The following is a 25,100-nucleotide window of genomic DNA, read 5'->3' as shown; positions in this document are numbered from 1 at the left end:
TCTTTGTTCTTTTTTCCTCTATACATTTGGGGTCGGCGGCCCCTCCCCGCCGCCCCCACTCGTCTTTTCCCCAGCGCCTAGAGCGGTCGAAGCACCGGCTCCTTCTGTACTGCTCCCAGCAGCCGGTCGATCGCCAACTCCACGTCTTCCTTCCAGGAGAGCGTCGTCCGCAGCTCCAGCCGAAGGCGAGGGTGCGCGGGATGGGGTCGCACCGTCTTGAAGCCCACGGCGAGCAGATGGTCGGCGGGCAGGACGCAGGCCGTCTCCTTCCAACGGGCGTCCCCGAAGGCCTCGATCGCCCTGAAGCCCCGTCGCAGAAGATCCTTGGCGACCGTCTGCACCATCACGCGCCCCAGTCCCTGACCCTGGTAGCCCGGCATGATGAACGCGGTCATCAGCTGCACCGCGTCCGGCGAGACCGGGCTCGTGGGGAATGCCGTGGCGCGGGGAACGTAAGCCGGAGGGGCGTAGAGCACGAACCCCACCGGGTTGTCGTCGACGTAGACGACACGGCCGCAGGAACCCCAGTCGAGCAGGACCGCCGAGATCCACGCTTCCTTCTCCAGCGCGGGCGTTCCTGCCTTTACCGCGGCTTCCCCGCTGACGGGATCCAGTTCCCAGAAGACGCACGCGCGACAGCGCCTGGGAAGGTCCTGAAGGTTGTCCAGCGTGAGCGGTACGAGCCGACGCCCCATGAAGGCTGTTCCTCGCTTCCCTCGCCCGCAGCGTCGCGGGCGGCTGTCAGAGCGCTCCGTTCCCTGAGCAGACTGCCGACGAACCCGCCGACGGCGCCCAGTCCCAGACCCGCGCTCACCAGTCCGGTGCGGCTCACCGTTCGCATGGCCCTCGCCTCCTCAACTCAGAGGTGCTGCCAGGTGGATGCGTCATACCCGAACGCATCGTATCCATGAAGCGATTGCATCGATACCGCCTGAAAGCAAAGAGCGGGCTGTGTTCCGGTACACACCGGAACACAGCCCGCTCCGACCGCCGAATGAGCGGAAATCCACCCGGCCGGCCGAGGCCTCAGTCCTCCGAGTCCTCAGAGTCGTCGTCCAGAAGGCTCTTCTGAAGGACCGGCCCCTCGCCCGGGGCGAGGGAGCTGAGGATGCGCTCAAGGTCCTCCATCGAGGCGAACTCGACGGTGATCTTGCCCTTCTTCTGCCCCAGGTCGACCTTCACCCGCGTCTCGAAGCGGTCCGAGAGACGGCCCGCAAGCTCGGTCAGCGCGGGAGACACCAGCGCCCCGGCCCGCGGCCCCTTGGAACGCGCGGCCGCCTTCGGCCGCGAGCCCATCAGGGTCACGATCTCCTCGACAGCCCGCACCGAGAGGCCCTCGGCCACGATCCGGTGGGCCAGTCGGTCCTGCTCCTCCGAGTCGTCGACGGAGAGAAGCGCCCGGGCGTGCCCGGCGGAGAGGACTCCGGCGGCGACACGGCGCTGCACCGCCGGCGAGAGCTTCAGCAGCCGCAGGGTGTTGGAGACCTGCGGACGCGAACGGCCGATCCGGTCCGCAAGCTGATCGTGCGTGCAGTGGAAGTCCTGGAGCAACTGGTCGTAGGCGGCCGCCTCTTCCAGCGGGTTCAGCTGAGCCCGATGAAGGTTCTCCAGCAGCGCGTCCAGGAGGAGCTTCTCGTCCTCCGTGGCCCGCACGATCGCGGGGATCGCCTCAAGGCCCGCTTCACGGCAGGCCCGCCAGCGCCGCTCGCCCATGATCAACTCGTAGCGAGCGGGACCCACCTGCCGTACGACGACGGGCTGGAGGAGACCGACCTCCTTGATGGAGGTGACCAGCTCCGCCAGCGCGTCCTCGTCGAACACATCACGCGGCTGCCTCGGGTTCGGCGTGATGTAGTCGAGGGGCAGTTCGGCGAAGTGAGCACCGATGGGCGGCGCCGGTGCCTCCCCGAACTCGTTCGAGGAGAAGTCCTCTGTTTCACGTGAAACAGGCGGCAGCGTGGCCACCTTCGCCGCGGCCACTCCGCGCTCGGCGGTGAGTACGGGTACCGCAGCCGGTGAAGTGGAGGCGGCACCACCCCCCATCGCTGGTGGCGTCGGCCTGTCCCCGGTCGGTGCAGCAGGGATCAGCGCGCCGAGACCACGGCCCAACCCCCTCCGTCGCTCACTCACTGGATCCCCTCCACGAGGCTCTGTTCACTCTGTGCGCCGATGTGGGCGTGCGGCGCGTCATAGCTGACGCCGACACCCTTCAGCGCAATTTCCCGGGCTGCCTCAAGGTAGGACAGGGCACCGCTCGATCCTGGATCGTAGGTGAGCACCGTCTGACCGTAGCTCGGCGCCTCGGAGATACGGACCGAGCGCGGAATGCTCGTCCGCAGCACCTCGTCGCCGAAGTGGTTGCGCACCTCGTCCGCGACCTGCGACGCGAGACGCGTCCGGCCGTCGTACATGGTGAGCAGGATCGTCGTTACATGCAGATCCGGGTTGAGGTGGGCCCGTACCAGATCGACGTTGCGCAGCAGCTGCCCCAGGCCCTCCAGCGCGTAGTACTCGCACTGGATCGGGATGAGGACCTCGGCGCCGGCGACCAGTGCGTTGACCGTCAGCAGACCGAGCGAGGGCGGGCAGTCGATGAGGATGTAGTCCAGAGGCTGTTCATACGCCTGGATCGCACGCTCAAGCCGGCTCTCTCGTGCCACCAGTGACACCAGCTCGATCTCCGCACCGGCGAGATCGATGGTGGCGGGTGCACAGAAGAGGCCCTCGACATCGGGGACCGGCTGAACGACTTCCGAGAGTGGCCTGCTGTCGATCAACACGTCATAGATGGAAGGAACATCGGCGTGATGGTCGATCCCCAGTGCCGTGGAAGCGTTGCCCTGAGGGTCGAGGTCCACGACCAGAACGCGAGCCCCGTGCAGGGCCAGCGAGGCGGCGAGGTTGACGGTTGTCGTCGTCTTCCCCACCCCGCCCTTCTGGTTGGCGACCACCATGACACGGGTCTGCTCCGGCCGTGGCAGGCCTTCGCCGGCCCGCCCCAGAGCCTCCACCGCCAATTGGGCAGCACGACCGATGGGAGTGTCGTCCATCGGGGGCGGTGTTTCACGTGAAACATCCTCCCCAATCGACTCGGTACGGGGACCGGGGACCGGATCGGTCATCGGTCCCGCGATGTTGGCGTTGGACCGCAAGGATTCACTCTCCTCGACTTCAGGCTCGCAATGAACAGAGCCTGCCATGTCTTCGGGGTCGTGAACCAGTGAGGCCTGGTGTTCTGTGGAGAAATCCACCTCTGTGGACAACTCCGTTACCTCTCCGAGTGAACGGAGCGGCTTTCGGTCGCGGGGAGCGGCCGCGGCCCGGCCGCGGCTGATGATGCCGTGCAGCAGTGAGCGACGTTTCACGTGAAACAAGATGCCTAGCTGCGAGGGCCACGGTGGCGCGACACTCCGAGATGTATAGGTTTGGCAGCTTGTGTGGAGTAAGGCTCGTCGTCAGGGCGGATCAACAAACGTGACGAAAAACTCCCGACTCAGCGATAACCAGGCAGCGACTCAGCGCCGGCGCCGGGTCCGTCCCGTCCGGGCAGCCTTGGCACGCTTCGCCGCGAACCGCACTCCGCCGGGGCTCTCCCCGACCACGACCCGTACAACCGTGGACAGCGGGTCCACCACGCCCTCACCCACATGCAGGATGGACGTCTCGACCGCCCCGAGCTTGCTCAGCGCGGTGGCCGAAGCCTTCAGCTCCTCCTCCGCGGTGTCCCCCTTGAGCGCGAGCATCTCCCCGTACGGACGCAGCAGCGGGATGCCCCAGGTGGCCAGACGGTCCAGCGGAGCCACGGCACGCGCCGTCACCACATGGACCGGCTGAAGCGACCCCATGACCTCCTCGGCACGCCCGCGGACAACCGTCACATGGTCCAGGCCCAGCAGCTCGACGACCTCGGAGAGGAAGTTGGTCCGGCGCAGCAGGGGTTCGAGCAGCGTGATCTTCAGGTCCTCCCGGACCAGTGCCAGCGGAATGCCGGGCAGACCGGCACCCGAGCCGACATCGCACACCGTCACGTTCTCGGGCACGACCTCCGAGAGCACGGCACAGTTCAAAAGGTGCCGCTCCCAGAGGCGGGGCACCTCACGCGGTCCGATCAGACCGCGCTGCACGCCCGCCTCGGCGAGCAGCTCCGCGTATCGGACCGCGTCCGCGAAGCGATCGCCGAACACCTCGCGCGCCTCCTCGGGCGCCGGGGGAAGCTCCGCTGCCTCCGTCACGGGGGACCGTCCTTCCGTACCGCATGAGCGCACTGGGCGCTGATCACCAGGACTATCAGGGACCGGTGCTGTCGAGGACCACAAGGGGACGAACAGGGGGCCAACAGCTGCCGGGAACCAAGGCTGACAAAGTTCGGCCCCGTCTGCGCAACAGACGGGGCCGGAGTGACGTACGTATCGATCAGGCGGGAAGGACGACGACGAAGCGCTGGGGCTCCTCGCCCTCGGACTCGCTGCGCAGGCCGGCGGCCTTCACCGCGTCGTGCACGACTTTGCGCTCGAACGGGGTCATCGGCTTCATCTTGACGGGCTCGCCGGAGCTCTTGACCTCGGCCGCCGCCTTGGCGCCCAGTTCCGACAGTTCCTCGCGCTTCTTGGCGCGGTAGCCCGCGATGTCCAGCATCAGACGGCTGCGGTCCCCGGTCTCCCGGTGCACGGCCAGGCGCGTGAGCTCCTGGAGTGCCTCCAGCACCTCGCCGTCCCGGCCGACCAGCTTCTGCAGGTCGCGGCTGCCGGCGTCGCTGATGATCGAGACAGCGGCGCGGTCGGCCTCGACATCCATGTCGATGTCGCCGTCGAGGTCGGCGATGTCCAGCAGACCCTCAAGGTAGTCCGCCGCGATCTCGCCCTCCTGCTCCAGGCGGGACAGGGTGTCGACACCCTCTGCTGCGGCGGAGGTGGTGGTGCCTTCCGTCACGGGATGGACTCCTTCTTACTTCTTGGACGGGGACTTGGGGCGCTGCGGACCCTTGCGCTGTCCGGACTGGGCCTTGCTGCGGGTACCGGAGGCGGGCTTGGAGCCGGCCTGCTTGGCGGCTCCTCCGGCCGGCTTGGCGTCCTCGGGCTCGTCGGACTTGATCAGCGAGGTCGTGGGGGTGTCCGGATCGGCACCGCCCGCGGGCTTGGGGCCGCCCGACTGACGCTGGGACTTGCTCTGGCGCTTGGGCTGCTGGCGCTTGGGCGTGCCGGTGGCGTGCGTACCGTCCTCGGTCTCGGTGACCTCCGGGTTCACGCCCTTCGTCACCGTGCCGTCGGCCTGGGCCGCCAGACCCGCCTTGTTCAGACCGTTGATGAACTTGCGCTCGAACTCGTTGCGGTCGCGGCCCTTGGTGACGATGGCCTTCACGATGGCGCGCTCACCGCGGCCACGGGTCTTGCCGTGGTGCGTGACGTGCTTGTGCAGGCGCTCCAGGTAGGCGGCCTGCGCCTTGCTGCCCGGGGTCGGGTTGTTGCGGATGACGTACATCTGCTGGCCCATGGTCCACACGTTGGTGGTCAGCCAGTAGACGAGGACACCGACCGGGAAGTTGATACCGAAGACGGCGAACATGATCGGGAAGACGTACATCAGCATCTTCTGCTGCTGCATGAAGGGCGTCTTCACCGTGGTGTCGACGTTCTTCGTCATCAGCTGACGCTGCGTGTAGAACTGCGACGCCGACATCAGGACGATCATGACCGCGGTGACGATGCGGACAGTGGTCAGCGAGGCGTCGAGCGCCGCGACGTCGGACGCGCTGTCCGTGAACTTCGCGGCCAGCGGAGCACCGAAGATGTGCGCCTTCTGCGCGCTCTCCAGCAGTCCCTGGTTGATGACACCGATGGTGTCGTTGTTCGCGATGCTGTTGAGCACGTGGTACAGCGCGAAGAAGAACGGCGACTGCGCCAGGATGGGAAGGCACGAGGAGAGCGGGTTGGTGCCCGTCTCCTTGTACAGCTTCATCATCTCTTCGGACTGGCGCTGCTTGTCGTTCTTGTAGCGCTCCTGGATCTTCTTCATCTCGGGCTGCAGCGTCTGCATGGCCCGGGTCGCCTTGATCTGCTTCACGAAGAGCGGGATCAGGCAGATGCGGATCAGGATCACCAGGGACACGATGGACAAGCCCCAGGCCCACCCGGTGTCGTCGCCGAAGATCGCGCCGTACACGCTGTGGAACTGGACGATGACCCAGGAAACGGGTGTCGTGATGAAGCTGAAAATACTGGCAATCGTGTCCACTAATCATGCTCCTTGGACATGGGACGGGGTCTCGGCGGCCGGACTCGAAGGATTCTGCCCCTCGATGGCCGCGCCGGCGGCGGAGGTCCCGCCCTTGCGTGCATGCCAGGCGTTGCGCAGCATTTCGTGCCACCGCGGACGCTTGCGCGGCGGGACATGGTCCACACCGCCGAGCGACCACGGGTTGCACCGCAGGATGCGCCAAGCCGTGAGTGCCGTTCCCTTGACCGCGCCGTGCCGGTCGATGGCCGTGTGGCCGTAGTGGGAGCACGACGGGTAGTACTTGCAGACCGGCCCGAGCAGCGGACTGATCGTCCACTGGTACAACTTGATCAGAGCCAGTAGCGGGTACTTCATCGCGCGCCCCCTCCCAGCAGCCGCTGCAGAGCGGCGTCCAGGTCTCGGGCCAGCTGTGCATGGTCGGCATCGCCCGCACCGGGCAACGCTCGTACGACTACCAGGCTACCGGGGGGCAGCTCGGCGACTCTGTCCCGCATCAGGTGGCGAAGCCTGCGCTTCACCTTGTTGCGGACGACCGCGCCGCCCACTGCCTTGCTGACGACGAAACCCGCACGCGTCGGGGGAGCGCTCTCCCCAGGCGCGTGCGGGTCTGTGATACCGCTACGAAGATGGACGACGAGGAGCGGGCGGCCGGCCCGGCGACCCCGTCGTACCGCGGTCGCGAAGTCCTCGCGCCGCCTCAGCCGATGCTCGGTAGGCAGCACGACGTCATGACCTGATCAGGATCAGGCGGACAGGCTCGCGCGACCCTTGCCACGGCGGTTCGCGAGAATCGCGCGACCGGCACGGGTACGCATCCGCAGGCGGAAGCCATGGGTCTTCGCGCGGCGACGGTTGTTCGGCTGGAAGGTGCGCTTGCTCACTCGGGGGCTCCAGAAAGAATCGGTAGGTACCGGGGTGCCGTCTTGGCTGTCACCGTGCGCCCACGAGTAGCTCGCTTACGCCCGAGTGCACCGCTCCCGATCACTGGAAGGTGCCCTGGTGGGAGCCCTTGTTGGTGATCTATGCCCATCGGAGGCAGGCGGCAGCAGCCATCGACAACTCGACCTGGTTACGGTACGCGGGGCTACGCCATCCGGTCAAACCAGCACCCGGGGCGAGACACTATCCACAGGCTGGGGACAACAACTTGAACCGCACCCGTCGCCCTGACTACCTTGGCCGGACTCCCATTCGCCCGTCCCACCCGATGTACATCCCGATACGTCCCAGAACCACACGTTCGTGGGACCCCGTGAGAGAGCGTGCCCTGTGGCTGACGTACCTGCCGATCTTGCCGCAGTGTGGCCACGAGTGCTCGAACATCTCCTCGGCGAGGGCCGTGGACAGGGCGTCGAGGTGAAGGACGAGCGCTGGATCAGGCGCTGCCAGCCGCTGGCCCTGGTCGCGGACACCGCACTGCTCGCCGTACCGAACGAATTTGCGAAAGGCGTGCTCGAAGGCCGCCTCGCACCGATCGTCAGCGAGACCCTCAGCCGCGAGTGCGGCCGGCCGATCCGCATCGCGATCACCGTGGACGACTCCGTCGGCGAACCCTCCCCGCCCGCGCCCCCCGCCGCGCAGCAGTCGCGCTACGACGAGCCCGAGCTGCCGCCGTCCCGCGACCCGTACCAGGGGTACGGCCGCCACCGTGCCGAGGACCACTCCCAGACGCGCGACGGCCAGCAGCCCTCCCACGGCGACCAGCTCCCCACCGCCCGCCCCGCCTACCCCTCCGAGTACCAGCGCCCCGAACCCGGCGCCTGGCCCCGGACCAGCCAGGACGACTACGGCTGGCAGCAGCCCCGGCTCGGCTTCCCGGAGCGCGACCCGTACGCCTCCCCGTCCTCGGACTACCGCCCCCAGCCGCCGCGCGACCGCTCCCCGTACGAACAACAGCGGTCCGAATACGAGCAGCAGCAGTCCGAGTACGGCCAGCAGCGCAACGACTACGAACAGCAGCGGTCGGAGTACGAGCAGCGGGACAACCGCCGCGACCTCCCCGAGTCCCCGTCGGGCGGCGGCCACCCGCACCGGGGCGGACCCGGAGGGCCCGGCGGCTCCATGCGCCCCGGCGGAGGCGCCCCCGGCCCGTCCGCTTCGCGGCAGAGCCCGGCACCGGGCCCCGGCGAGCCCACCGCACGCCTCAACCCCAAATACCTGTTCGACACCTTCGTCATCGGGGCGTCGAACCGTTTCGCCCACGCGGCCGCGGTCGCCGTCGCCGAGGCGCCCGCGAAGGCGTACAACCCCCTCTTCATCTATGGGGAGTCGGGACTCGGCAAGACCCACCTGCTGCACGCGATCGGGCACTACGCGCGGAGCCTCTACCCCGGCACGCGCGTGCGGTACGTCAGCTCGGAGGAGTTCACCAACGAGTTCATCAACTCCATCCGCGACGGCAAGGGCGACAGCTTCCGCAAGCGCTACCGCGAGATGGACATCCTGCTCGTCGACGACATCCAGTTCCTCGCGGACAAGGAGTCGACGCAGGAGGAGTTCTTCCACACCTTCAATACGCTCCACAACGCCAACAAGCAGATCGTGCTCTCCTCCGACCGGCCGCCCAGGCAGCTGGTGACGCTGGAGGACCGGCTGAGGAACCGTTTCGAGTGGGGCCTGACCACCGACGTCCAGCCGCCCGAGCTGGAGACGCGTATCGCGATCCTCCGTAAGAAGGCGGTCCAGGAGCAGCTCAACGCCCCGCCGGAGGTACTGGAGTTCATCGCCTCCCGCATCTCGCGCAACATCCGCGAGCTGGAGGGGGCGCTGATCCGGGTGACGGCGTTCGCGTCGCTCAACCGGCAGCCGGTGGACCTCGGCCTCACGGAGATCGTCCTCAAGGACCTGATCCCCGGCGGCGAGGACTCGACCCCCGAGATCACCGCGCCGGCCATCATGGCGGCGACCGCCGACTACTTCGGCCTCACGGTCGAGGACCTCTGCGGCAGCTCACGAGGCCGCCAGCTGGTCACAGCCCGCCAGATCGCCATGTACCTGTGCCGCGAACTCACGGACCTCTCCCTGCCGAAGATCGGCGCGCAGTTCGGCGGCCGCGACCACACGACCGTCATGCACGCCGACCGCAAGATCCGCGCGCTGATGGCCGAGCGCCGCTCCATCTACAACCAGGTCACCGAGCTGACCAACCGCATCAAGAACGGCTGACAGCAGCGCAGTCACTCCGCTGAGGGCGCCCCGGGACGAGTTCCCGAGGGCGCCTTCGCCGTTTTCGGGGTCTGTCGGCCGTTGCCGCACCGCAACCCGCTGTTCGAATGCGGGCCGGGTTACGGCCACCCTCCACAGATTTGGTGACTTTCTCGCGTCCACACCCTGGGGACCGGGAAGTTGTCCAGACTGTGTCCACAGGCCAGGCTGGTGATAGACCATCAGACCAGGTCAGGTGGTTGTGGATTGGTGGACAAAAGATCTCCACAGGCTGTGGACGAAGAAATGATCCACAGGCTGTGCACGGAGTTGTCCACCGGCGGCCCACAGGCTGTGGCCGGTTGTCCCCAGCGATCACCGGCTTCTCCACACCCCTGTCCACTGTTCGGCAACACGACGCGCCTCCTCACCGTGTCGAGTGAAAGGCGTCACACGAAGGTGCCGGGTTGGGCTGTGGGAAAGGTGGGTAAAGCTGGGGACGGCGCTGGGGAGAAGTGACCCCCGGCTGTGCATGGGGTGTGCAGAACTTTCTGTTCTCCACAGAGAGGCTTGGTTATCCACCGCCTCCACCCACAGGGTCAGTGGACAAAATCTCCCGCCTGAGCTGCGAAAACGGGGTTATCCACGGTATCCACAGCCCCTACTACTACTGACAACTAGAGAGAGCTCGGAATCCGTTTCGAAGGGGGTCCTGTGCACAACTCGCTGTCGGGAGCCCGGCTGCCCCTCGTCACGACTTGACCCCGACGGGCACCTACTGTCAGTGCCGTGCGTCAGACTGTTCCCCGGTGTCCTTCCCAGCACGGGGACCGACGACACCGAGACAGACGACGAAGCCAGGCAGGCCGAGAAGCGCCGGCAACAGCAGGAGGCGGCAACAGTGAAGATCCGGGTGGAACGCGACGTACTCGCGGAGGCAGTTGCCTGGGCGGCGCGCAGCCTCCCGGCCCGTCCGCCGGCCCCTGTCCTCGCCGGGCTGCTGCTGAAGGCCGAGGAAGGCCAGCTGAGCCTGTCGAGCTTCGACTACGAGGTCTCCGCGCGGGTCTCGGTCGAGGCCGAGGTCGAGGAGGAGGGCACGGTCCTGGTGTCCGGCCGCCTGCTCGCCGACATCTGCCGTGCCCTGCCCAACCGCCCGGTGGAGATCTCCATGGACGGCGTACGGGCGACGGTGGTGTGCGGCTCCTCCCGCTTCACCCTGCACACACTGCCTGTGGAGGAGTACCCGGCGCTGCCGCAGATGCCCACCGCGACCGGCACGGTGCCCGGTGAGGTCTTCGCGTCCGCCGCCGCCCAGGTGGCCATCGCGGCCGGCCGTGACGACACGCTGCCCGTCCTCACCGGTGTGCGCATCGAGATCGAGGGCGACAGGGTGACGCTGGCGTCCACCGACCGCTACCGCTTCGCGGTCCGTGAGTTCCTGTGGAAGCCGGAGGACCCGGAGGCGTCCGCGGTGGCCCTGGTGCCCGCCAAGACGCTCCTGGACACCGCCAAGGCCCTCACGAGCGGCGACAGCGTGATCCTGGCGCTGTCCGGCTCGGGTGCGGGCGAGGGCCTCATCGGTTTCGAGGGCGCGGGCCGCCGTACGACGACCCGGCTCCTGGAGGGCGACCTCCCGAAGTACCGCTCGCTGTTCCCGACGGAGTTCAACTCCATCGCCGTGATCGAGACCGCCCCCTTCGTGGAGGCCGTCAAGCGTGTGGCCCTGGTGGCCGAGCGGAACACCCCGGTGCGGCTCAGCTTCGAGCAGGGAGTGCTCATCCTGGAGGCGGGTTCCAGCGACGACGCACAGGCTGTGGAAAGGGTCGACGCCCAGCTGGAGGGCGACGACGTCTCGATCGCCTTCAACCCGACGTTCCTGCTGGACGGCCTGAGCGCCATCGACTCCCCGGTCGCCCAGCTCTCCTTCACGACGTCCACGAAGCCCGCGCTGCTCAGCGGCAAGCCGGCCGTGGACGCCGAGGCGGACGAGGCGTACAAGTACCTGATCATGCCGGTCCGCCTCAGCGGCTGAGGTCTTTTGGGCGGCTGATCGCCCTCCACAGGCAGGCCGCAGGTGTGGGCATACGTCTGAGCGCGTATGCCCACAGATGTGCGTGAGCGTCCGGGTTTAGGCTCGGACGTGGGTACGAGCAACAGGAGTGCCCTCATGCCACGTCGCAACCTAAGGAACAACTGATGCAGCTCGGTCTCGTCGGCCTCGGCAAGATGGGCGGCAACATGCGCGAGCGGATCCGCCGCGCAGGCCACACCGTCGTCGGATACGACCGCAACCCGGACGTCGCCGATGTCCACAGCCTGGGGGAGCTTGTGGACGGGCTCACCGCCCCGCGTGTGGTGTGGGTGATGGTCCCGGCCGGCGCCCCGACCCAGTCCACCGTCGACGAGCTGGCCGAGCTCCTCGATCCCGGTGACGTCGTCGTGGACGGCGGCAACTCCCGCTGGACGGACGACGAGAGGCACGCGGAGGAACTCGCGGCCAAGGGCATCGGCTTCGTCGACTGCGGTGTCTCCGGAGGCGTCTGGGGCCTGGAGAACGGCTATGCGCTGATGTACGGCGGCGACGCCGAGCACATCGCCAAGGTCGAGCCGGTCTTCGACGCCCTCAAGCCCAAGGGCGACTTCGGGGCGGTCCACGCGGGCAAGGTGGGCGCCGGGCACTTCTCGAAGATGGTCCACAACGGCATCGAGTACGCCATGATGCAGGCCTACGCCGAGGGCTGGGAGCTGCTGGAGAAGGTCGACTCCGTCACGGACGTGCGCGAGGTCTTCCGGTCCTGGCAGGAGGGCACCGTGATCCGTTCGTGGCTGCTCGACCTGGCGGTCAACGCCCTCGACGAGGACGAGCACCTGGACAGGCTGCGCGGGTTCGCCGCGGACTCCGGGGAGGGCCGCTGGACCGTGGAGGCCGCGATCGACCACGCCGTTCCGCTGCCCGCGATCACCGCGTCGCTGTTCGCGCGGTTCGCGTCCCGGCAGGACGACTCCCCGCAGATGAAGATGATCGCGGCGCTGCGCAACCAGTTCGGCGGCCACGCCGTCGAGGCGAAGTAATCCACAGGGCCGTTCAGCGGTCCACAAGTTCGGGGGAGGTCGGCGAACGACCATGCACGTCACGCATCTTTCGCTGGCCGACTTCCGCTCGTACGCCCGGGTCGAGGTCCCGCTCGAACCGGGCGTCACCGCGTTCGTCGGCCCCAATGGGCAGGGCAAGACCAACCTCGTCGAGGCGGTCGGCTATCTCGCCACTCTGGGCAGCCACCGGGTCTCCTCGGACGCGCCCCTGGTCCGCATGGGCGCCGACCGGGCGGTCATCAGGGCGCAGGTCAAACAGGGCGAACGGCAGCAGCTGATCGAGCTGGAGCTGAACCCCGGCCGCGCGAACCGCGCCCGCGTCAACAGGTCGTCGCAGGTCAGACCGCGTGACGTCCTGGGGATCGTACGGACTGTGCTGTTCGCGCCGGAGGATCTGGCCCTGGTGAAGGGCGATCCGGGTGAGCGGCGGCGGTTCCTCGACGAGCTGATCACCGCGCGCTCCCCGCGCATGGCGGGCGTGCGCTCCGACTACGACCGGGTCCTCAAGCAGCGCAACACGCTCCTCAAGTCGGCGGCGCTGGCCCGGCGGCACGGCGGTCGCACGATGGACCTGTCGACGCTCGACGTGTGGGACCAGCATCTCGCGCGCGTGGGGGCCGAGTTGCTGGCCCAGCGGCTCGACCTGATCGCCGCGCTCCAGCCGCTGGCCGACAAGGCGTACGAGCAGCTGGCGCCCGGCGGCGGTCCGATCGCCCTGGAGTACAAGCCGTCGGCGCCGGGTGAGGCCCACGCGCGCGAGGAGCTGTACGAGCAGCTGATGGGGGCGCTGGCGGAGGTCCGCAAGCAGGAGATCGAGCGGGGCGTGACCCTGGTGGGTCCGCATCGGGACGATGTGCATCTCAAGCTCGGCTCGCTGCCCGCCAAGGGGTACGCGTCCCACGGTGAGTCGTGGTCGTACGCGCTGGCGCTGCGGCTGGCCTCGTACGACCTGCTGCGGGCCGAGGGGAACGAGCCGGTGCTCGTTCTCGACGACGTGTTCGCGGAGCTGGACACCCGGCGCCGGGAGCGGCTGGCGGAGCTGGTGGCGCCCGGCGAGCAGGTCCTGGTGACGGCCGCGGTCGACGACGACGTACCGCATGTGCTGGCGGGGACGCGGTACTCGGTGGCGGACGGGGCGGTGGAGCGCGCATGAGCGCCCAGGAGCCGCTGTCCGGGGGAAGCCCCGAGGAAGCCCCCAAGCCGTCCCCCGAGCCCTCCGGGGTGGATCTGGCGCGGGTGGCGCTGCGGGCGGCGAAAGAGGCGGCACGCGCGCGTGGGGACGCGGCGCAGCAGAAGAGGCAGTCGCGGCGCGGGGGCGGCCTGCGCTCCGGCTCGGGGCGGGACAGGCGTGACCCCATGGCGCTCGGTGCGGCGATCAACCGCCTCGTCACGGAGCGCGGGTGGGAGGCGCCGGCTGCGGTGGGCGGGGTGATGGGGCGCTGGCCGGAGATCGTCGGTGCGGACCTGGCCAAGCACTGCGAACCGGAGTCGTACGACGAGGACGAGCGGGTGCTGGTCGTGCGCTGCGACTCGACGGCGTGGGCGACGAATCTGCGGCTGCTCGCTCCGCAGCTGGTCGCACGCCTGAACGAGGACCTCGGGCACGGCAGAGTGCGGTTCCTCAAGGTGCTCGGACCCAATGGTCCGGCCCGTCGTTTCGGCCCGTTGCGGGCGCCCGGGAGCACGGGTCCGGGTGACACCTACGGGTGATCCCCGCCACTCTCTGTGGGTGAGGTGTGTCACATGTCGGGCGGGTCGGGGGCGTGCGGACGGTGGTGCGCGCTTTTGCGAATCGCTACCTGACTCCCCGGTAGCCAAGGGTTGACACCCGGAAGCGCTGAGTGCCTCTCCAAGCCTCTTGGAGCCCCGCTCCGCATATGGGGACTCGGGAGAGACCGGTTGAGGGCGGCACATGCGGACTCAGGTACCGGCAAACCCCCATCACTGTCGGCGCTACCGGTAGACTGGAAGCTAATCCCGCCCCATTGGAGGGGATCACCGGGAAATGGTGTCCCACCGCTGACCAAGGCTTACCAACGCAACATGCCGCAGCCGCTCCGGCCACCCCGCCGGGAACTTGGCTTGTGCTGTGCCAGAAAGGGCGCTTCGTGGCCGATTCCGGCAACCCCAACGAGAACATCCCGTCCACCGAGGCCCCGACGGCCGTAACCGCCGAGGCCTCGCCCACGGCGTACGACGCCAACGCCATCACCGTCCTCGAGGGTCTGGACGCGGTCCGCAAGCGACCCGGCATGTACATCGGTTCGACCGGTGAGCGCGGTCTGCACCACCTGGTGCAGGAGGTCGTCGACAACTCCGTCGACGAGGCGCTGGCAGGTCACGCGGACACCATCGACGTGACGATCCTCGCCGACGGCGGAGTGCGCGTCATCGACAACGGCCGTGGCATCCCGGTGGGCATCGTCCCGTCCGAGGGCAAACCGGCCGTCGAGGTCGTGCTCACCGTGCTGCACGCGGGCGGCAAGTTCGGCGGCGGCGGCTACGCGGTCTCCGGCGGTCTGCACGGCGTCGGTGTGTCCGTCGTGAACGCCCTGTCCAGCAGGGTCGCCGTCGAGGTCAAGACCGACGGCTACCGCTGGACGCAGGACTACAAGCTGGGCGTCCCGACGGCTCCGCTGGCCCAGCACGAGGCGACGGACGAGCACGGCACGTCGGTCACCTTCTGGGCCGACGGCGACATCTTCGAGACCACCGAGTACTCCTTCGAGACGCTCTCGCGGCGCTTCCAGGAGATGGCGTTCCTCAACAAGGGTTTGACGATCAAACTCACTGACGAGCGCGAGGTGGCGAAGGCCACGATCGGTGCGGACGAGGCGGGCGCCGACGAGTTGGACGAGGTCAGGACCGTCTCGTACCACTACGAGGGCGGCATCGTCGACTATGTGACGTACCTCAACTCCCGCAAGGGCGACGTGGTGCACCCGACCGTCATCGACCTGGAGGCGGAGGACAAGGACAAGAGCCTGTCCCTCGAGGTCGCGATGCAGTGGAACAGTGGTTACAGCGAGGGTGTGTACTCCTTCGCCAACATCATCCACACGCATGAGGGCGGTACGCACGAGGAGGGTTTCCGGGCGGCGCTGACCTCGCTGATCAACAAGTACGCGCGCGACAAGAAGCTGCTCCGGGAGAAGGACGACAACCTCACGGGTGACGACATCCGCGAGGGTCTGACGGCGATCATCTCGGTCAAGCTGGCCGAGCCGCAGTTCGAGGGTCAGACCAAGACCAAGCTGGGCAACACGGAGGCGAAGACCTTCGTCCAGAAGGCGGTCTACGAGCACCTCAACGACTGGCTGGACCGCAACCCGGTCGAGGCCTCGGACATCATCCGCAAGGGCATCCAGGCGGCCACCGCGCGCGTGGCGGCCCGCAAGGCCCGTGACCTGACGCGTCGCAAGGGTCTGCTGGAGACGGCTTCGCTGCCGGGCAAGCTGTCCGACTGCCAGTCGAACGACCCCGTCAAGTGCGAGATCTTCATCGTCGAGGGTGACTCCGCCGGCGGCTCGGCCAAGTCCGGCCGGAACCCCGAGTACCAGGCGATCCTCCCGATCCGCGGCAAGATCCTGAACGTGGAGAAGGCGCGGATCGACAAGATCCTGCAGAACCAGGAGATCCAGGCGCTGATCTCGGCGTTCGGTACGGGTGTCCACGAGGACTTCGACATCGCGCGGCTGCGCTATCACAAGATCATCCTGATGGCGGACGCCGACGTCGACGGCCAGCACATCAACACCCTGCTGCTGACCTTCCTGTTCCGCTTCATGCGGCCGCTGGTCGAGGCCGGACACGTGTTCCTGTCGCGTCCTCCGCTGTACAAGATCAAGTGGGGCCGGGACGACTTCGAGTACGCGTACTCGGACCGTGAGCGCGACGCCCTGATCGAGCTGGGCCGGCAGAGCGGCAAGCGGGTCCGTGAGGACTCGATCCAGCGCTTCAAGGGTCTCGGCGAGATGAACGCCGAGGAGCTGCGCATCACGACGATGGACCAGGAGCACCGGGTCCTCGGCCAGGTCACGCTCGACGACGCCGCGCAGGCCGACGACCTGTTCTCGGTCCTGATGGGCGAGGACGTCGAGGCACGCCGCGCGTTCATCCAGCGCAACGCCAAGGACGTCCGCTTCCTCGACATCTGAGTCGGTCTCAGCTGACCGCACCAGAAAGGATCTTCACCAGCAATGACCGACGAGACTCCTCTTCCCCCCAACGGTCCGAACGTTCCCGAAGAGGGCGAGATCGCCCTGCGCGTCGAGCCCGTCGGGCTCGAGACCGAGATGCAGCGCTCGTATCTCGACTACGCGATGTCCGTCATCGTGTCGCGTGCGCTGCCCGACGTACGGGACGGCCTCAAGCCCGTCCACCGGCGTGTGCTGTACGCGATGTACGACGGCGGCTACCGGCCCGAGAAGGGCTTCTACAAGTGCGCCCGTGTCGTCGGTGACGTCATGGGTACCTACCACCCGCACGGCGACTCCTCGATCTACGACGCGCTGGTCCGTCTCGCGCAGCCGTGGTCGATGCGGATGCCGCTGGTGGACTCCAACGGCAACTTCGGCTCTCCCGGCAACGACCCGGCCGCCGCCATGCGGTACACCGAGTGCAAGCTGAAGCCGCTGTCCATGGAGATGGTCCGTGACATCGACGAGGACACCGTCGACTTCACGGACAACTACGACGGCCGCAACCAGGAGCCGACGGTTCTGCCGGCCCGCTTCCCGAACCTGCTGATCAACGGCTCGGCGGGCATCGCGGTCGGTATGGCGACCAACATCCCGCCGCACAACCTCCGTGAGGTCGCGGCCGGCGCCCAGTGGTACCTGGAGAACCCCGAGGCCTCCCACGAGGAGCTGCTCGATGCCCTGATCGAGCGCATCAAGGGCCCCGATTTCCCCAGCGGTGCCCTCGTGGTGGGCCGAAAGGGCATCGAGGAGGCGTACCGCACGGGCCGTGGCTCGATCACGATGCGCGCGGTCGTCGACGTCGAGGAGATCCAGAACCGCCAGTGCCTGGTGGTCACCGAACTCCCGTACCAGGTCAACCCGGACAACCTCGCGCAGAAGATCGCCGACCTGGTGAAGGACGGCAAGATCGGCGGCATCGCGGACGTCCGCGACGAGACGTCGTCCCGTACGGGACAGCGCCTGGTCATCGTCCTGAAGCGGGACGCGGTCGCCAAGGTCGTCCTGAACAACCTGTACAAGCACACCGACCTGCAGACCAACTTCGGCGCGAACATGCTGGCGCTGGTGGACGGCGTACCGCGGACCCTGTCCCTGGACGCGTTCATCCGGCACTGGGTGACGCACCAGATCGAGGTCATCGTCCGGCGTACGCGGTTCAGGCTGCGCAAGGCCGAGGAGCGCGCGCACATCCTGCGTGGCCTTCTGAAGGCCCTGGACGCCATCGACGAGGTCATCGCGCTGATCCGGCGCAGTGACACCGTGGAGATCGCGCGTGAGGGCCTGATGGGCCTTCTGGAGATCGACGAGATCCAGGCCAACGCGATCCTGGAGATGCAGCTGCGCCGACTGGCGGCTCTGGAGCGCCAGAAGATCGTCGCCGAGCACGACGAACTCCAGGCGAAGATCCGTGAGTACAACGCGATCCTGGCCTCGCCGGTGCGTCAGCGCGGCATCATCAGCGAGGAACTCGCCGCGATCGTCGAGAAGTTCGGCGACGACCGGCGCTCCAAGCTGGTGCCCTTCGACGGTGACATGTCCATCGAGGACCTGATCGCCGAAGAGGACATCGTCGTCACGATCTCGCGCGGTGGCTACGTCAAGCGCACCAAGACCGAGGACTACCGCTCGCAGAAGCGCGGCGGCAAGGGCGTACGCGGCACGAAGCTCAAGGAAGACGACATCGTCGACCACTTCTTCGTGTCGACGACCCACCATTGGCTGCTGTTCTTCACCAACAAGGGCCGCGTCTACCGCGCGAAGGCGTACGAGCTGCCGGACGCCGGACGTGACGCGCGTGGACAGCACGTCGCCAACCTGCTGGCCTTCCAGCCGGACGAGGCGATCGCGGAGATCCTGGCGATCCGCGACTACGAGGCGGCGCCCTATCTGGTCCTGGCCACCAAGGGTGGTCTGGTCAAGAAGACGCCTCTGAAGGATTACGATTCGCCGCGTTCCGGTGGTGTCATCGCGATCAACCTCCGTGAGACGGAGGACGGTTCCGACGACGAACTGATCGGAGCCGAACTCGTTTCGTCCGAGGATGATCTGCTGCTGATCAGCAGGAAGGCACAGTCGATCAGGTTCACGGCGACGGACGACGCACTGCGTCCGATGGGCCGTGCCACCTCGGGTGTCAAGGGCATGAGCTTCCGTGAGGGAGACCAGCTGCTCTCGATGAATGTTGTTCGACCCGGTACGTTCGTGTTCACTGCCACAGACGGCGGGTACGCGAAGCGGACCAACGTCGACGAGTACCGCGTCCAGGGTCGCGGCGGCCTCGGTATCAAGGCCGCCAAGATCGTCGAGGACCGCGGTTCTCTTGTCGGTGCGCTGGTGGTCGAGGAGACCGACGAGATCCTCGCCATCACGCTCTCCGGCGGTGTGATTCGTACGCGAGTCAATGAGGTCAGGGAGACGGGCCGTGACACCATGGGCGTCCAACTGATCAACCTGGGCAAGCGCGATGCCGTAGTCGGCATCGCACGAAACGCCGAGGCGGGACGTGAGGCCGAGGAGGTCGACGGCGAGGACGCCGTCGACGAGTCGGCCGAGGGTGCCGCGACCACCGGCACGGACGAGGGCGATCAGTCCTCGTCGGAGTAGCGCGAGGAGTGAGTCATCGTGAGCGGAGCCACGGGCGCCGGTTCGTCCGGCAGTTCGTCCGGTCCCTCGACCGGTACGGACAAAGACGGCGGCGGTCGTGGCTCCGCCGCACGTGCGACCGATGCGCAGGGTGCGAGGGACGCACAGAGTGCGACAGATCCGCACACGACCAACCTGCAGGCCATCAAGCCGCACAAGACCGGTTCACGCTCGCCCGACACACATGGATCCAAGGGATCCCAGGGGGGAACTGTGACGGACGCCAGAGGTCCGCAGACCCAGCAGTACGGGGCCGGCGCGGGCCCGGCGGCCCAGGGCGCCCCCGGTGCCCTGCCGGTGGCGGAGCCGGCCGCGCAGCGCGCCACGGCGCCGCCGCAGCAGGCTTCGCCGTTGCCCGGTGAGCGCCAGCCGCAGCAGCCCGCGGGGCCCTACCACCCGCCGCAGGCCTACCCGCCGGCCGCTCCGGCGGTCCCCCCGGTCCAGGTCCAGCCTCCGGGGGCGAATCAGTCAGGAGCCGTACGGCGTCCGCGCACGGGCGCGCGCACCCTGCCCCGTACGCGCAAGGCGCGGCTGCGTGTGTCCAAGGCCGACCCGTGGTCGGTGATGAAGGTCAGCTTCCTGTTGTCGATCGCGCTGGGCATCTGCACGATCGTGGCGGCGGTGGTCCTGTGGATGGTCATGGACGCGATGGGCGTCTTCTCGACGGTCGGCGGCACGATCTCGGAGGCCACGGGCTCGAACGAGTCGAACGGCTTCGACCTCCAGTCCTTCCTGTCGCTGCAGAACGTCGTGCTGTTCACGTCGGTCATCGCGGTCATCGACGTCGTCCTCGCGACGGCGCTGGCGACCCTCGGCGCGTTCATCTACAACCTCTCCGCGGGCTTCGTCGGCGGCATCGAGCTGACGCTCGCCGAGGACGAGTGAGCGTGTGAAGTCCGGGTGACGTGCGGGTCTCGCGCCGGTGAGGAGAGGCCTCAAACGTCGCCCGGCTATCGATTTTGGGACTGGCCACGTCGTGCGCTAATCTTCAGAGGTCAGCGCGCGGGACATACACCGCAGAGCGCGGCGGGGCTATAGCTCAGTTGGTTAGAGCGCATCCCTGATAAGGATGAGGCCACAGGTTCAAATCCTGTTAGCCCCACCAGCACGAAGACCCCCAGGCGATCACGCTTGGGGGTCTTTGGCATCTACGGCTGACATCAACCGGCTGCCAGGTGCAGCCGTTGCTTGGGCGGGGCCGGTGGGGGCGGCTGGTGTTCATTGCCGCCCAGGCGTACCTGGCGCGAGGTCCCTGGGGATTCCTGACATCGGCGCGTGGCACAGCGAAAAGACCCCCAGCCAGTGATGGTTGGGGTCTCTCGTTTGTTCTGGTGCTTCTCCGTGTGGCTTTGTACGCAAGTTCGCCGCTACATGGGGAGGGGCAAGTGGGGGATCGTGCCAGGCGGGTCAGGAGAGGGGCTGGGCCGCCGTCTCCGCGTCCGTGTCGGTCTCCGGGCCGGCTTCCGTGTCCGCGTCCGTGTCGGCGGGTGAGCGGTGGCGGCAGCTCGGGGAGGAGCCGTGGGCCTCGGCTCCGATGCGCTGTTTCATCGTGGGGGGCAGGGAGCGGGCGTAGGACCAGGCCCAGTCGGCTGTCGCGGGGAGCGCCGCGGGTGCGGTGCAGTTGCGCGCCGGGCGGCTGTCGGCTACCGCGGTGGTGGCGGTCGTCGTGATCAGTCCGAGCGTCGTGCACAGCGCCAGGAAGGCGGTGACGACGGCGGTCCACAGCTTCATGACCTTGTTCTGGGCCATGGCCCCTCACTTTCGGGTTGGGCGATTTGCGTACTTTCCTCATGATGTGTATGGCGGGCGGGAAGTGACGGACCTACGGCCGTGGCGCGTCGATCTTCTGATGAACACCACTCGGATGGGTGCAACGGAATCGAAAAGTGGAGGATAGGGAGGGGGAGGGGTGGAGTATGGCGAAAAATCACCGTACGTGGAGATGTGATCACCCTCCGATCGGAGCGGTGTCGTCCACTTCTACTGCGGTGTGCCGGGCGGGAGTTGGCGGCCGGCGCAGGTCACTGATCGGTCTCGGTCGGAGGGTATAGTCGGGCGCCAGAAGGTCCCCTACGTCAAGGAAAGACGAGGTCGCACGGTGAAGAAGCTTCTCCTGGTCGCACTGGCCGCCATCGGCGGGCTCCTCGTGTACCGCCAGATCCAGGCGGATCGCGCCGAGCAGGATCTGTGGACGGAGGCGACCGACTCCGTGCCCACGGGTTCCTGAGTATCGACAGCAGTCTGTGAGCAGACCCCGGCCGCCGACGCGGTCGGGGTTTTGTGTTGCTGGGGCAAATCACGACGCATAAAGGGCAGTCGTTTCGGGCGGTCGTGCGAATCGTGCGGTGTCGGGGTGGACGGCGGGGCAGGATGAGCGACGGTCCGGGCAGAAACGGTGCCCGGACGGAGCTGGGCCGGTGGGCGGTTCGGGCGGCGAGCGGGACGAGGGGTGGCGCGTGATGGGGCGGCGCACGGTGCGGGGCGCGGTCGTGGCGGCGGTGCTGTGTGCGCTGGTGGGAGTCGGTGCGGGCCCCGGGACCGGCCCGGAGGCGGTCGCCGCGCAGGACGCGTACACCTACGACTTCGCCGAGGACGCCCAGGTCGTCGAGGGAGCCGCGAGCACCACGGACGCCGTGCGGCTGGAGCCCGGCGGGACCTACCGGAGCACCCTCCCCGTCAACGGCAGGCTCTACTACCGCCTCGCGCTCGACGCCACGTCGAACGCGTACGTCTCCGCCACCGCCGTCCCCCGGCAGGGCACGACGGTGTCCTCCTCCGACGGCGTCAAGGTGTCCGTGCAGGACGCCGACGCCCGTTCCTGCTCGTACGACAGCACCCGCTTCGGGGCCTCCCGCAGCCCGCATCCGGTCGCCGCCTGGGCCTCGCGCACGACCGACGGCGAGACGACGGCCTGCCAGGACGCCGGTACGTACTACGTGGTCGTCGACCGCATCGACTCCGCGGGCTCGTCCTCGGACGACTGGGACCTGGAGCTGACCTACGTGTCGGAACCGGGCCTCGTCAACGAAACGGCGACGGTCGCGCCCGAGTCCCCCGGGTCCTGGGACTCCGCCTCGCCCGCTCCTCTTACCGGAGACGCCGTCCCGCGCGCGGGTGGCGCCGGCTTCGCCACGGCCACCGCGGTGGGGCAGGGCGTCTGGCAGGACGACATCACGCCCGGCCGGACGCTGTTCTACCGGGTGCCGGTCGACTGGGGCCAGCAGCTGCACGCCGTCGCCGAACTGGGCAGTTCCAGCGGCGGAAGCAGGTTCCTCGGCAACGCGCTCGTCATGTCGCTCTACAACCCCGCGCGCGGGTACGTCGACGACGAGGGCCTCGGCTACAACGGCAGCCAGACCTCCGCCGCCCTCGATCCGCTGCCACCCGTCGAGTACGCCAACCGCTTCGGCGTCGGCGACCGGATGCAGGGGATGCGGTTCGCCGGCTCGTACTACCTCGTCGTCCATCTCGCCGAGCAGATGACGGAACGATTCGGCGCGGGACCGTACGGGCTGACGCTGCGGGTGCAGGTGACCGGTACGGCGCAGGACGCGCCCGCGTATCTGGGGCAGTCCGTGCCCCGGGACACCTTCGCGGTCACGGAGGAGGAGCGGGAGGCGGCCGGCGGATGGACGTCCGGTGGGGTGGCGGGCGGTACCGGAGCCGATGAGCGCGCCGCGGGCAGCGGCGGGGGTGATGACGCCGTGATGCGGGTGGTCGCGGTGAGCGGTATCGGGGCGGGGAGCCTGCTGATGCTCGGCCTCGGGCTGTGGACGGTGGTCGCCCGGCGGCGGTCCACGCGCGCGTAGTCGCGTGGACCGAGGAATCGACGACCCGCGCGCGTAGTCGCAATGTTCAGATCCGAAACAGGGCCCAGAAACCGACCGCGTAGCAGGTCAGGGCCAGGAACAGCACCGGTATCGCCACCTTCGCGGGCGGTCCGGGACGACGCTGGCGACGTCGGCCGCGGTGCTGCGGAACCGCCTGCACGGACGCGGGAACTTGCGGGACCTGGGCGACGTACGAAGAGGTGGGGGCGTACGCGTCCTGGTGGCGCAGCGTCGGAGTGGGGGTCGCCGTCGCGGTCGGAGCCTGGGTCTGCGTGGTGGTTCCGTGCGGGTGCGGATGGGGGGAGGGCGCGTGCGTGGTTTCGAAGGGCGCGGATACGTGCTTGGCGGCCGTGGGGGGAGTGGCGGGGGCGGTCAGCTGGGGCGGGGGCAGGTGGAAGCTCCCCGTGTCCGACATGGCGGACGGCTGGGGCGGGGCAGCTGACGGCGGCTGCGGGGGGATCGGCGCGACGGCCTGGGCGGCGTACGGGTCCGGGTGCGAGGGCCGGGAAGGCGCCGTCGACGGTGGGTGCGTGGGGCGCGGGGGTGTGGTGTCCGGGTGGGGCGGGATGCCGTTCCGCTGAGCGGGGTGAGGCTGCTCCGGGCTCGGCGGCTGTGGCGGTCGTACGGAGTCGGTGCCCGGCCGGCTCGGGGCGGCACCGGAGGACTGCCAGGGCTGCTCGGAGCCGGTGGGTGCGGGGGCCTCGACCGGCCGTGAGGGTATGGCACCCGTGCCCGGTCCGGGGGGTGGGGAGACGGGATCCGGCATCGGGCCGGGCAGCGGACTCCGCGTCGGTCCGATGCCCGGTCCCGTGTGCGTGCCGCCCGTCGCCGGGCCGGTGGGTGTGCCGTCCGGGTTCGGTTCGCGGTACGGGTCGTACGGGCGGGCCGCTCCCGGGCCGGTGTGCGTGCTGTTCGAGTCCGGGCCGCCGTACTCGCCGTGTCCGGTGCCTGTGGCCGGACCGCGCGTCGCCCCGCCGTTGCGGGCGCCGTTCGTGGTCACGCCGGGGGACGGTTTGAGGGGGCCGGCCGGGGCGAAGCCCCTTGGGAGGGGGCCGAGTTGGTCGAAGATCTCGATCAGCTCGTCGTCGGGGCCGGGCTCGGGCAGGAGTTCGGCGGCCTGGCCGAGGGCCTTGCGCGCGCCCGTGGCCGTGCGGAACCGCGCCTGCGGGTCCGGCTGCAGCAGCGTGGCCACGACCTGCCAGAGCGGCTCCGGTATGCCCTGGGGGGCGCTGGGCGTGCCGTGCTCCGCGAAGTACTCGATGAGGGCCTTGGAGTCCGGCTTGGCGCCCTCCAGGAGATAGAGCGCGACCAGGCCCACGGCGAACAGGTCGGAGGGGAAGTCCGGGTCCGCGCCCAGCATTTGCTCGGGAGCGAAGTAACCCGGCGTGCCCACCACGTAGTCGGTCTCCGTCAGACGCGGCTCGCCCAGCCGCATCGCGATGCCGAAGTCGGACAGCCGCAGCCGCGGGCGGCCTGTACCGGTCGCTTCGAGCAGCACGTTGGCGGGCTTGATGTCGCGGTGGACGACGCCCTCCGCGTGCACGGCGGCGAGGCCCGAGAGGAGCTGGTCGAGGAGGGTGCAGACGAACCCGGGCGGCAGGGGACCGTAGTCCGCGATCAGATGGACGAGCGAGCCGCCGGCGACCAGGTCCATGGTGAACAGGACCTTGTCGTCGTCCGCGGCCCAGCTGGCCGGGGCGAGCACATGGGGGTGGTCGATCCGCAGTGCCTGTTCGCGGACGAAGCGCAGCAGCGAGTGGGCGTCGCTCTGCTGGAGGACCTTGGCGGCCACGTACCGGCGGCGGCGGTGGTCCCAGGCGCGCCAGACGGCGCCGACTCCCCCGCGCCCGATCGGGTCGGCCAGTTCGTACCGGCCGGCGAAGACCTCACCCATGGCTCTGCGTCGATCCCCCTTCGGATCCCCGCTCGGTCGGCTCCGGACCGGCGGTTGGTA

21 protein-coding genes and 1 tRNA gene are annotated in these 25,100 nt (G+C 68.5%); 11 read left to right on the top strand and 11 right to left on the bottom strand.

Translation table 11 applies throughout. From position 1 onward, the window contains the following. Window positions 1-77: 77 nt before the first annotated feature. From ACWCRB_RS13140 to rpmH, 9 genes are all read right to left on the bottom strand, one after another. Window positions 78-695: a GNAT family N-acetyltransferase gene (locus ACWCRB_RS13140; protein ID WP_450996112.1), complete on the bottom strand. Its 618-nt coding sequence runs from the start codon at window positions 693-695 to the stop codon at window positions 78-80. Between the two features lie 331 nt (window positions 696-1,026). Further along, window positions 1,027-2,130, bottom strand: a complete 1,104-nt coding sequence (locus tag ACWCRB_RS13135) for a ParB/RepB/Spo0J family partition protein (protein WP_450996111.1) — start codon at window positions 2,128-2,130, stop codon at window positions 1,027-1,029. Then, entirely contained in the window at window positions 2,127-3,200 is a 1,074-nt protein-coding gene (locus tag ACWCRB_RS13130) for an AAA family ATPase (RefSeq protein WP_105970242.1), read from the bottom strand. Before ACWCRB_RS13130 ends, ACWCRB_RS13135 begins: the two co-directional genes overlap by 4 nt. Before the next feature lie 315 nt (window positions 3,201-3,515). After that, a complete protein-coding gene (gene rsmG / locus ACWCRB_RS13125; protein WP_235476827.1) occupies window positions 3,516-4,232 on the bottom strand; it encodes a 16S rRNA (guanine(527)-N(7))-methyltransferase RsmG in 717 nt (238 codons plus the stop codon). Between the two features lie 181 nt (window positions 4,233-4,413). Beyond that, entirely contained in the window at window positions 4,414-4,929 is a 516-nt protein-coding gene (locus ACWCRB_RS13120) for a Jag family protein (protein ID WP_369029137.1), read from the bottom strand. A gap of 15 nt (window positions 4,930-4,944) precedes the next feature. After that, entirely contained in the window at window positions 4,945-6,231 is a 1,287-nt protein-coding gene (gene yidC / locus ACWCRB_RS13115) for a membrane protein insertase YidC (protein ID WP_450996110.1), read from the bottom strand. 3 nt (window positions 6,232-6,234) lie between these two features. Beyond that, the gene (gene yidD, locus ACWCRB_RS13110; RefSeq protein WP_105970238.1) at window positions 6,235-6,588 is read right to left on the bottom strand and encodes a membrane protein insertion efficiency factor YidD; all 354 of its coding nucleotides are present in this window, start codon (window positions 6,586-6,588) and stop codon (window positions 6,235-6,237) included. After that, a complete protein-coding gene (gene rnpA / locus ACWCRB_RS13105; RefSeq protein ID WP_105970237.1) occupies window positions 6,585-6,956 on the bottom strand; it encodes a ribonuclease P protein component in 372 nt (123 codons plus the stop codon). The genes yidD and rnpA overlap by 4 nt, the downstream gene beginning before the upstream one ends. Before the next feature lie 21 nt (window positions 6,957-6,977). Next, a complete protein-coding gene (gene rpmH / locus ACWCRB_RS13100; RefSeq protein WP_006381191.1) occupies window positions 6,978-7,115 on the bottom strand; it encodes a 50S ribosomal protein L34 in 138 nt (45 codons plus the stop codon). Window positions 7,116-7,503: 388 nt separating this feature from the next. Between rpmH and dnaA the strand changes: the two genes are divergently transcribed. The 9 genes from dnaA to ACWCRB_RS13055 all read left to right on the top strand — a co-directional run bounded on the left by dnaA (window position 7,504) and on the right by ACWCRB_RS13055 (window position 20,421). Next, the gene (gene dnaA, locus ACWCRB_RS13095) at window positions 7,504-9,399 is read left to right on the top strand and encodes a chromosomal replication initiator protein DnaA (RefSeq protein WP_450996109.1); all 1,896 of its coding nucleotides are present in this window, start codon (window positions 7,504-7,506) and stop codon (window positions 9,397-9,399) included. 880 nt (window positions 9,400-10,279) lie between these two features. Beyond that, window positions 10,280-11,410 carry a DNA polymerase III subunit beta gene (gene dnaN / locus ACWCRB_RS13090; protein WP_105970234.1) on the top strand — a complete coding sequence of 377 codons (1,131 nt, stop codon included), beginning with the start codon at window positions 10,280-10,282 and terminating at the stop codon, window positions 11,408-11,410. 164 nt (window positions 11,411-11,574) lie between these two features. Then, window positions 11,575-12,450 (top strand): phosphogluconate dehydrogenase (NAD(+)-dependent, decarboxylating), encoded by an 876-nt coding sequence (gene gnd, locus ACWCRB_RS13085; RefSeq protein ID WP_450996108.1) that lies wholly within the window; start codon window positions 11,575-11,577, stop codon window positions 12,448-12,450. Window positions 12,451-12,502: 52 nt separating this feature from the next. Then, window positions 12,503-13,624, top strand: a complete 1,122-nt coding sequence (gene recF / locus ACWCRB_RS13080) for a DNA replication/repair protein RecF (RefSeq protein WP_450996107.1) — start codon at window positions 12,503-12,505, stop codon at window positions 13,622-13,624. After that, window positions 13,621-14,181, top strand: a complete 561-nt coding sequence (locus tag ACWCRB_RS13075) for a DUF721 domain-containing protein (protein WP_369029142.1) — start codon at window positions 13,621-13,623, stop codon at window positions 14,179-14,181. The genes recF and ACWCRB_RS13075 overlap by 4 nt, the downstream gene beginning before the upstream one ends. A gap of 374 nt (window positions 14,182-14,555) precedes the next feature. After that, window positions 14,556-16,628 (top strand): DNA topoisomerase (ATP-hydrolyzing) subunit B, encoded by a 2,073-nt coding sequence (gyrB, locus tag ACWCRB_RS13070; RefSeq protein WP_450996106.1) that lies wholly within the window; start codon window positions 14,556-14,558, stop codon window positions 16,626-16,628. A 42-nt stretch (window positions 16,629-16,670) separates the two neighbouring features. Continuing rightward, on the top strand, window positions 16,671-19,277 hold the full coding sequence (gene gyrA / locus ACWCRB_RS13065; protein ID WP_450996105.1) for a DNA gyrase subunit A: 2,607 nt from the start codon (window positions 16,671-16,673) through the stop codon (window positions 19,275-19,277). A gap of 18 nt (window positions 19,278-19,295) precedes the next feature. After that, window positions 19,296-20,201 (top strand): DUF3566 domain-containing protein, encoded by a 906-nt coding sequence (locus ACWCRB_RS13060; RefSeq protein ID WP_450996104.1) that lies wholly within the window; start codon window positions 19,296-19,298, stop codon window positions 20,199-20,201. Between the two features lie 143 nt (window positions 20,202-20,344). Further along, window positions 20,345-20,421 (top strand) — tRNA-Ile (locus ACWCRB_RS13055). A gap of 302 nt (window positions 20,422-20,723) precedes the next feature. On the opposite strand, the gene ACWCRB_RS13050 is transcribed toward ACWCRB_RS13055, so the two are convergent. After that, window positions 20,724-21,065: a DUF6344 domain-containing protein gene (locus tag ACWCRB_RS13050; protein WP_450996103.1), complete on the bottom strand. Its 342-nt coding sequence runs from the start codon at window positions 21,063-21,065 to the stop codon at window positions 20,724-20,726. 349 nt (window positions 21,066-21,414) lie between these two features. Here ACWCRB_RS13050 and ACWCRB_RS13045 point away from each other — a divergent pair, with 349 nt between their 5' ends. Together ACWCRB_RS13045 and ACWCRB_RS13040 are read left to right on the top strand one after the other, a co-directional pair. Beyond that, a complete protein-coding gene (locus ACWCRB_RS13045; protein WP_003999697.1) occupies window positions 21,415-21,543 on the top strand; it encodes a DLW-39 family protein in 129 nt (42 codons plus the stop codon). A 190-nt stretch (window positions 21,544-21,733) separates the two neighbouring features. Continuing rightward, window positions 21,734-23,125, top strand: a complete 1,392-nt coding sequence (locus ACWCRB_RS13040; RefSeq protein WP_450996102.1) for a hypothetical protein — start codon at window positions 21,734-21,736, stop codon at window positions 23,123-23,125. Between the two features lie 46 nt (window positions 23,126-23,171). Here ACWCRB_RS13040 and ACWCRB_RS13035 read toward each other — a convergent pair whose 3' ends face one another. Further along, window positions 23,172-25,040 (bottom strand): serine/threonine-protein kinase, encoded by a 1,869-nt coding sequence (locus ACWCRB_RS13035; protein ID WP_450996101.1) that lies wholly within the window; start codon window positions 25,038-25,040, stop codon window positions 23,172-23,174. Window positions 25,041-25,100 lie beyond the last annotated feature (60 nt).

The organism is Streptomyces sp. NPDC002156 (assembly GCF_053593675.1).
This window is presented reverse-complemented; position numbering and strand designations above follow the sequence as displayed.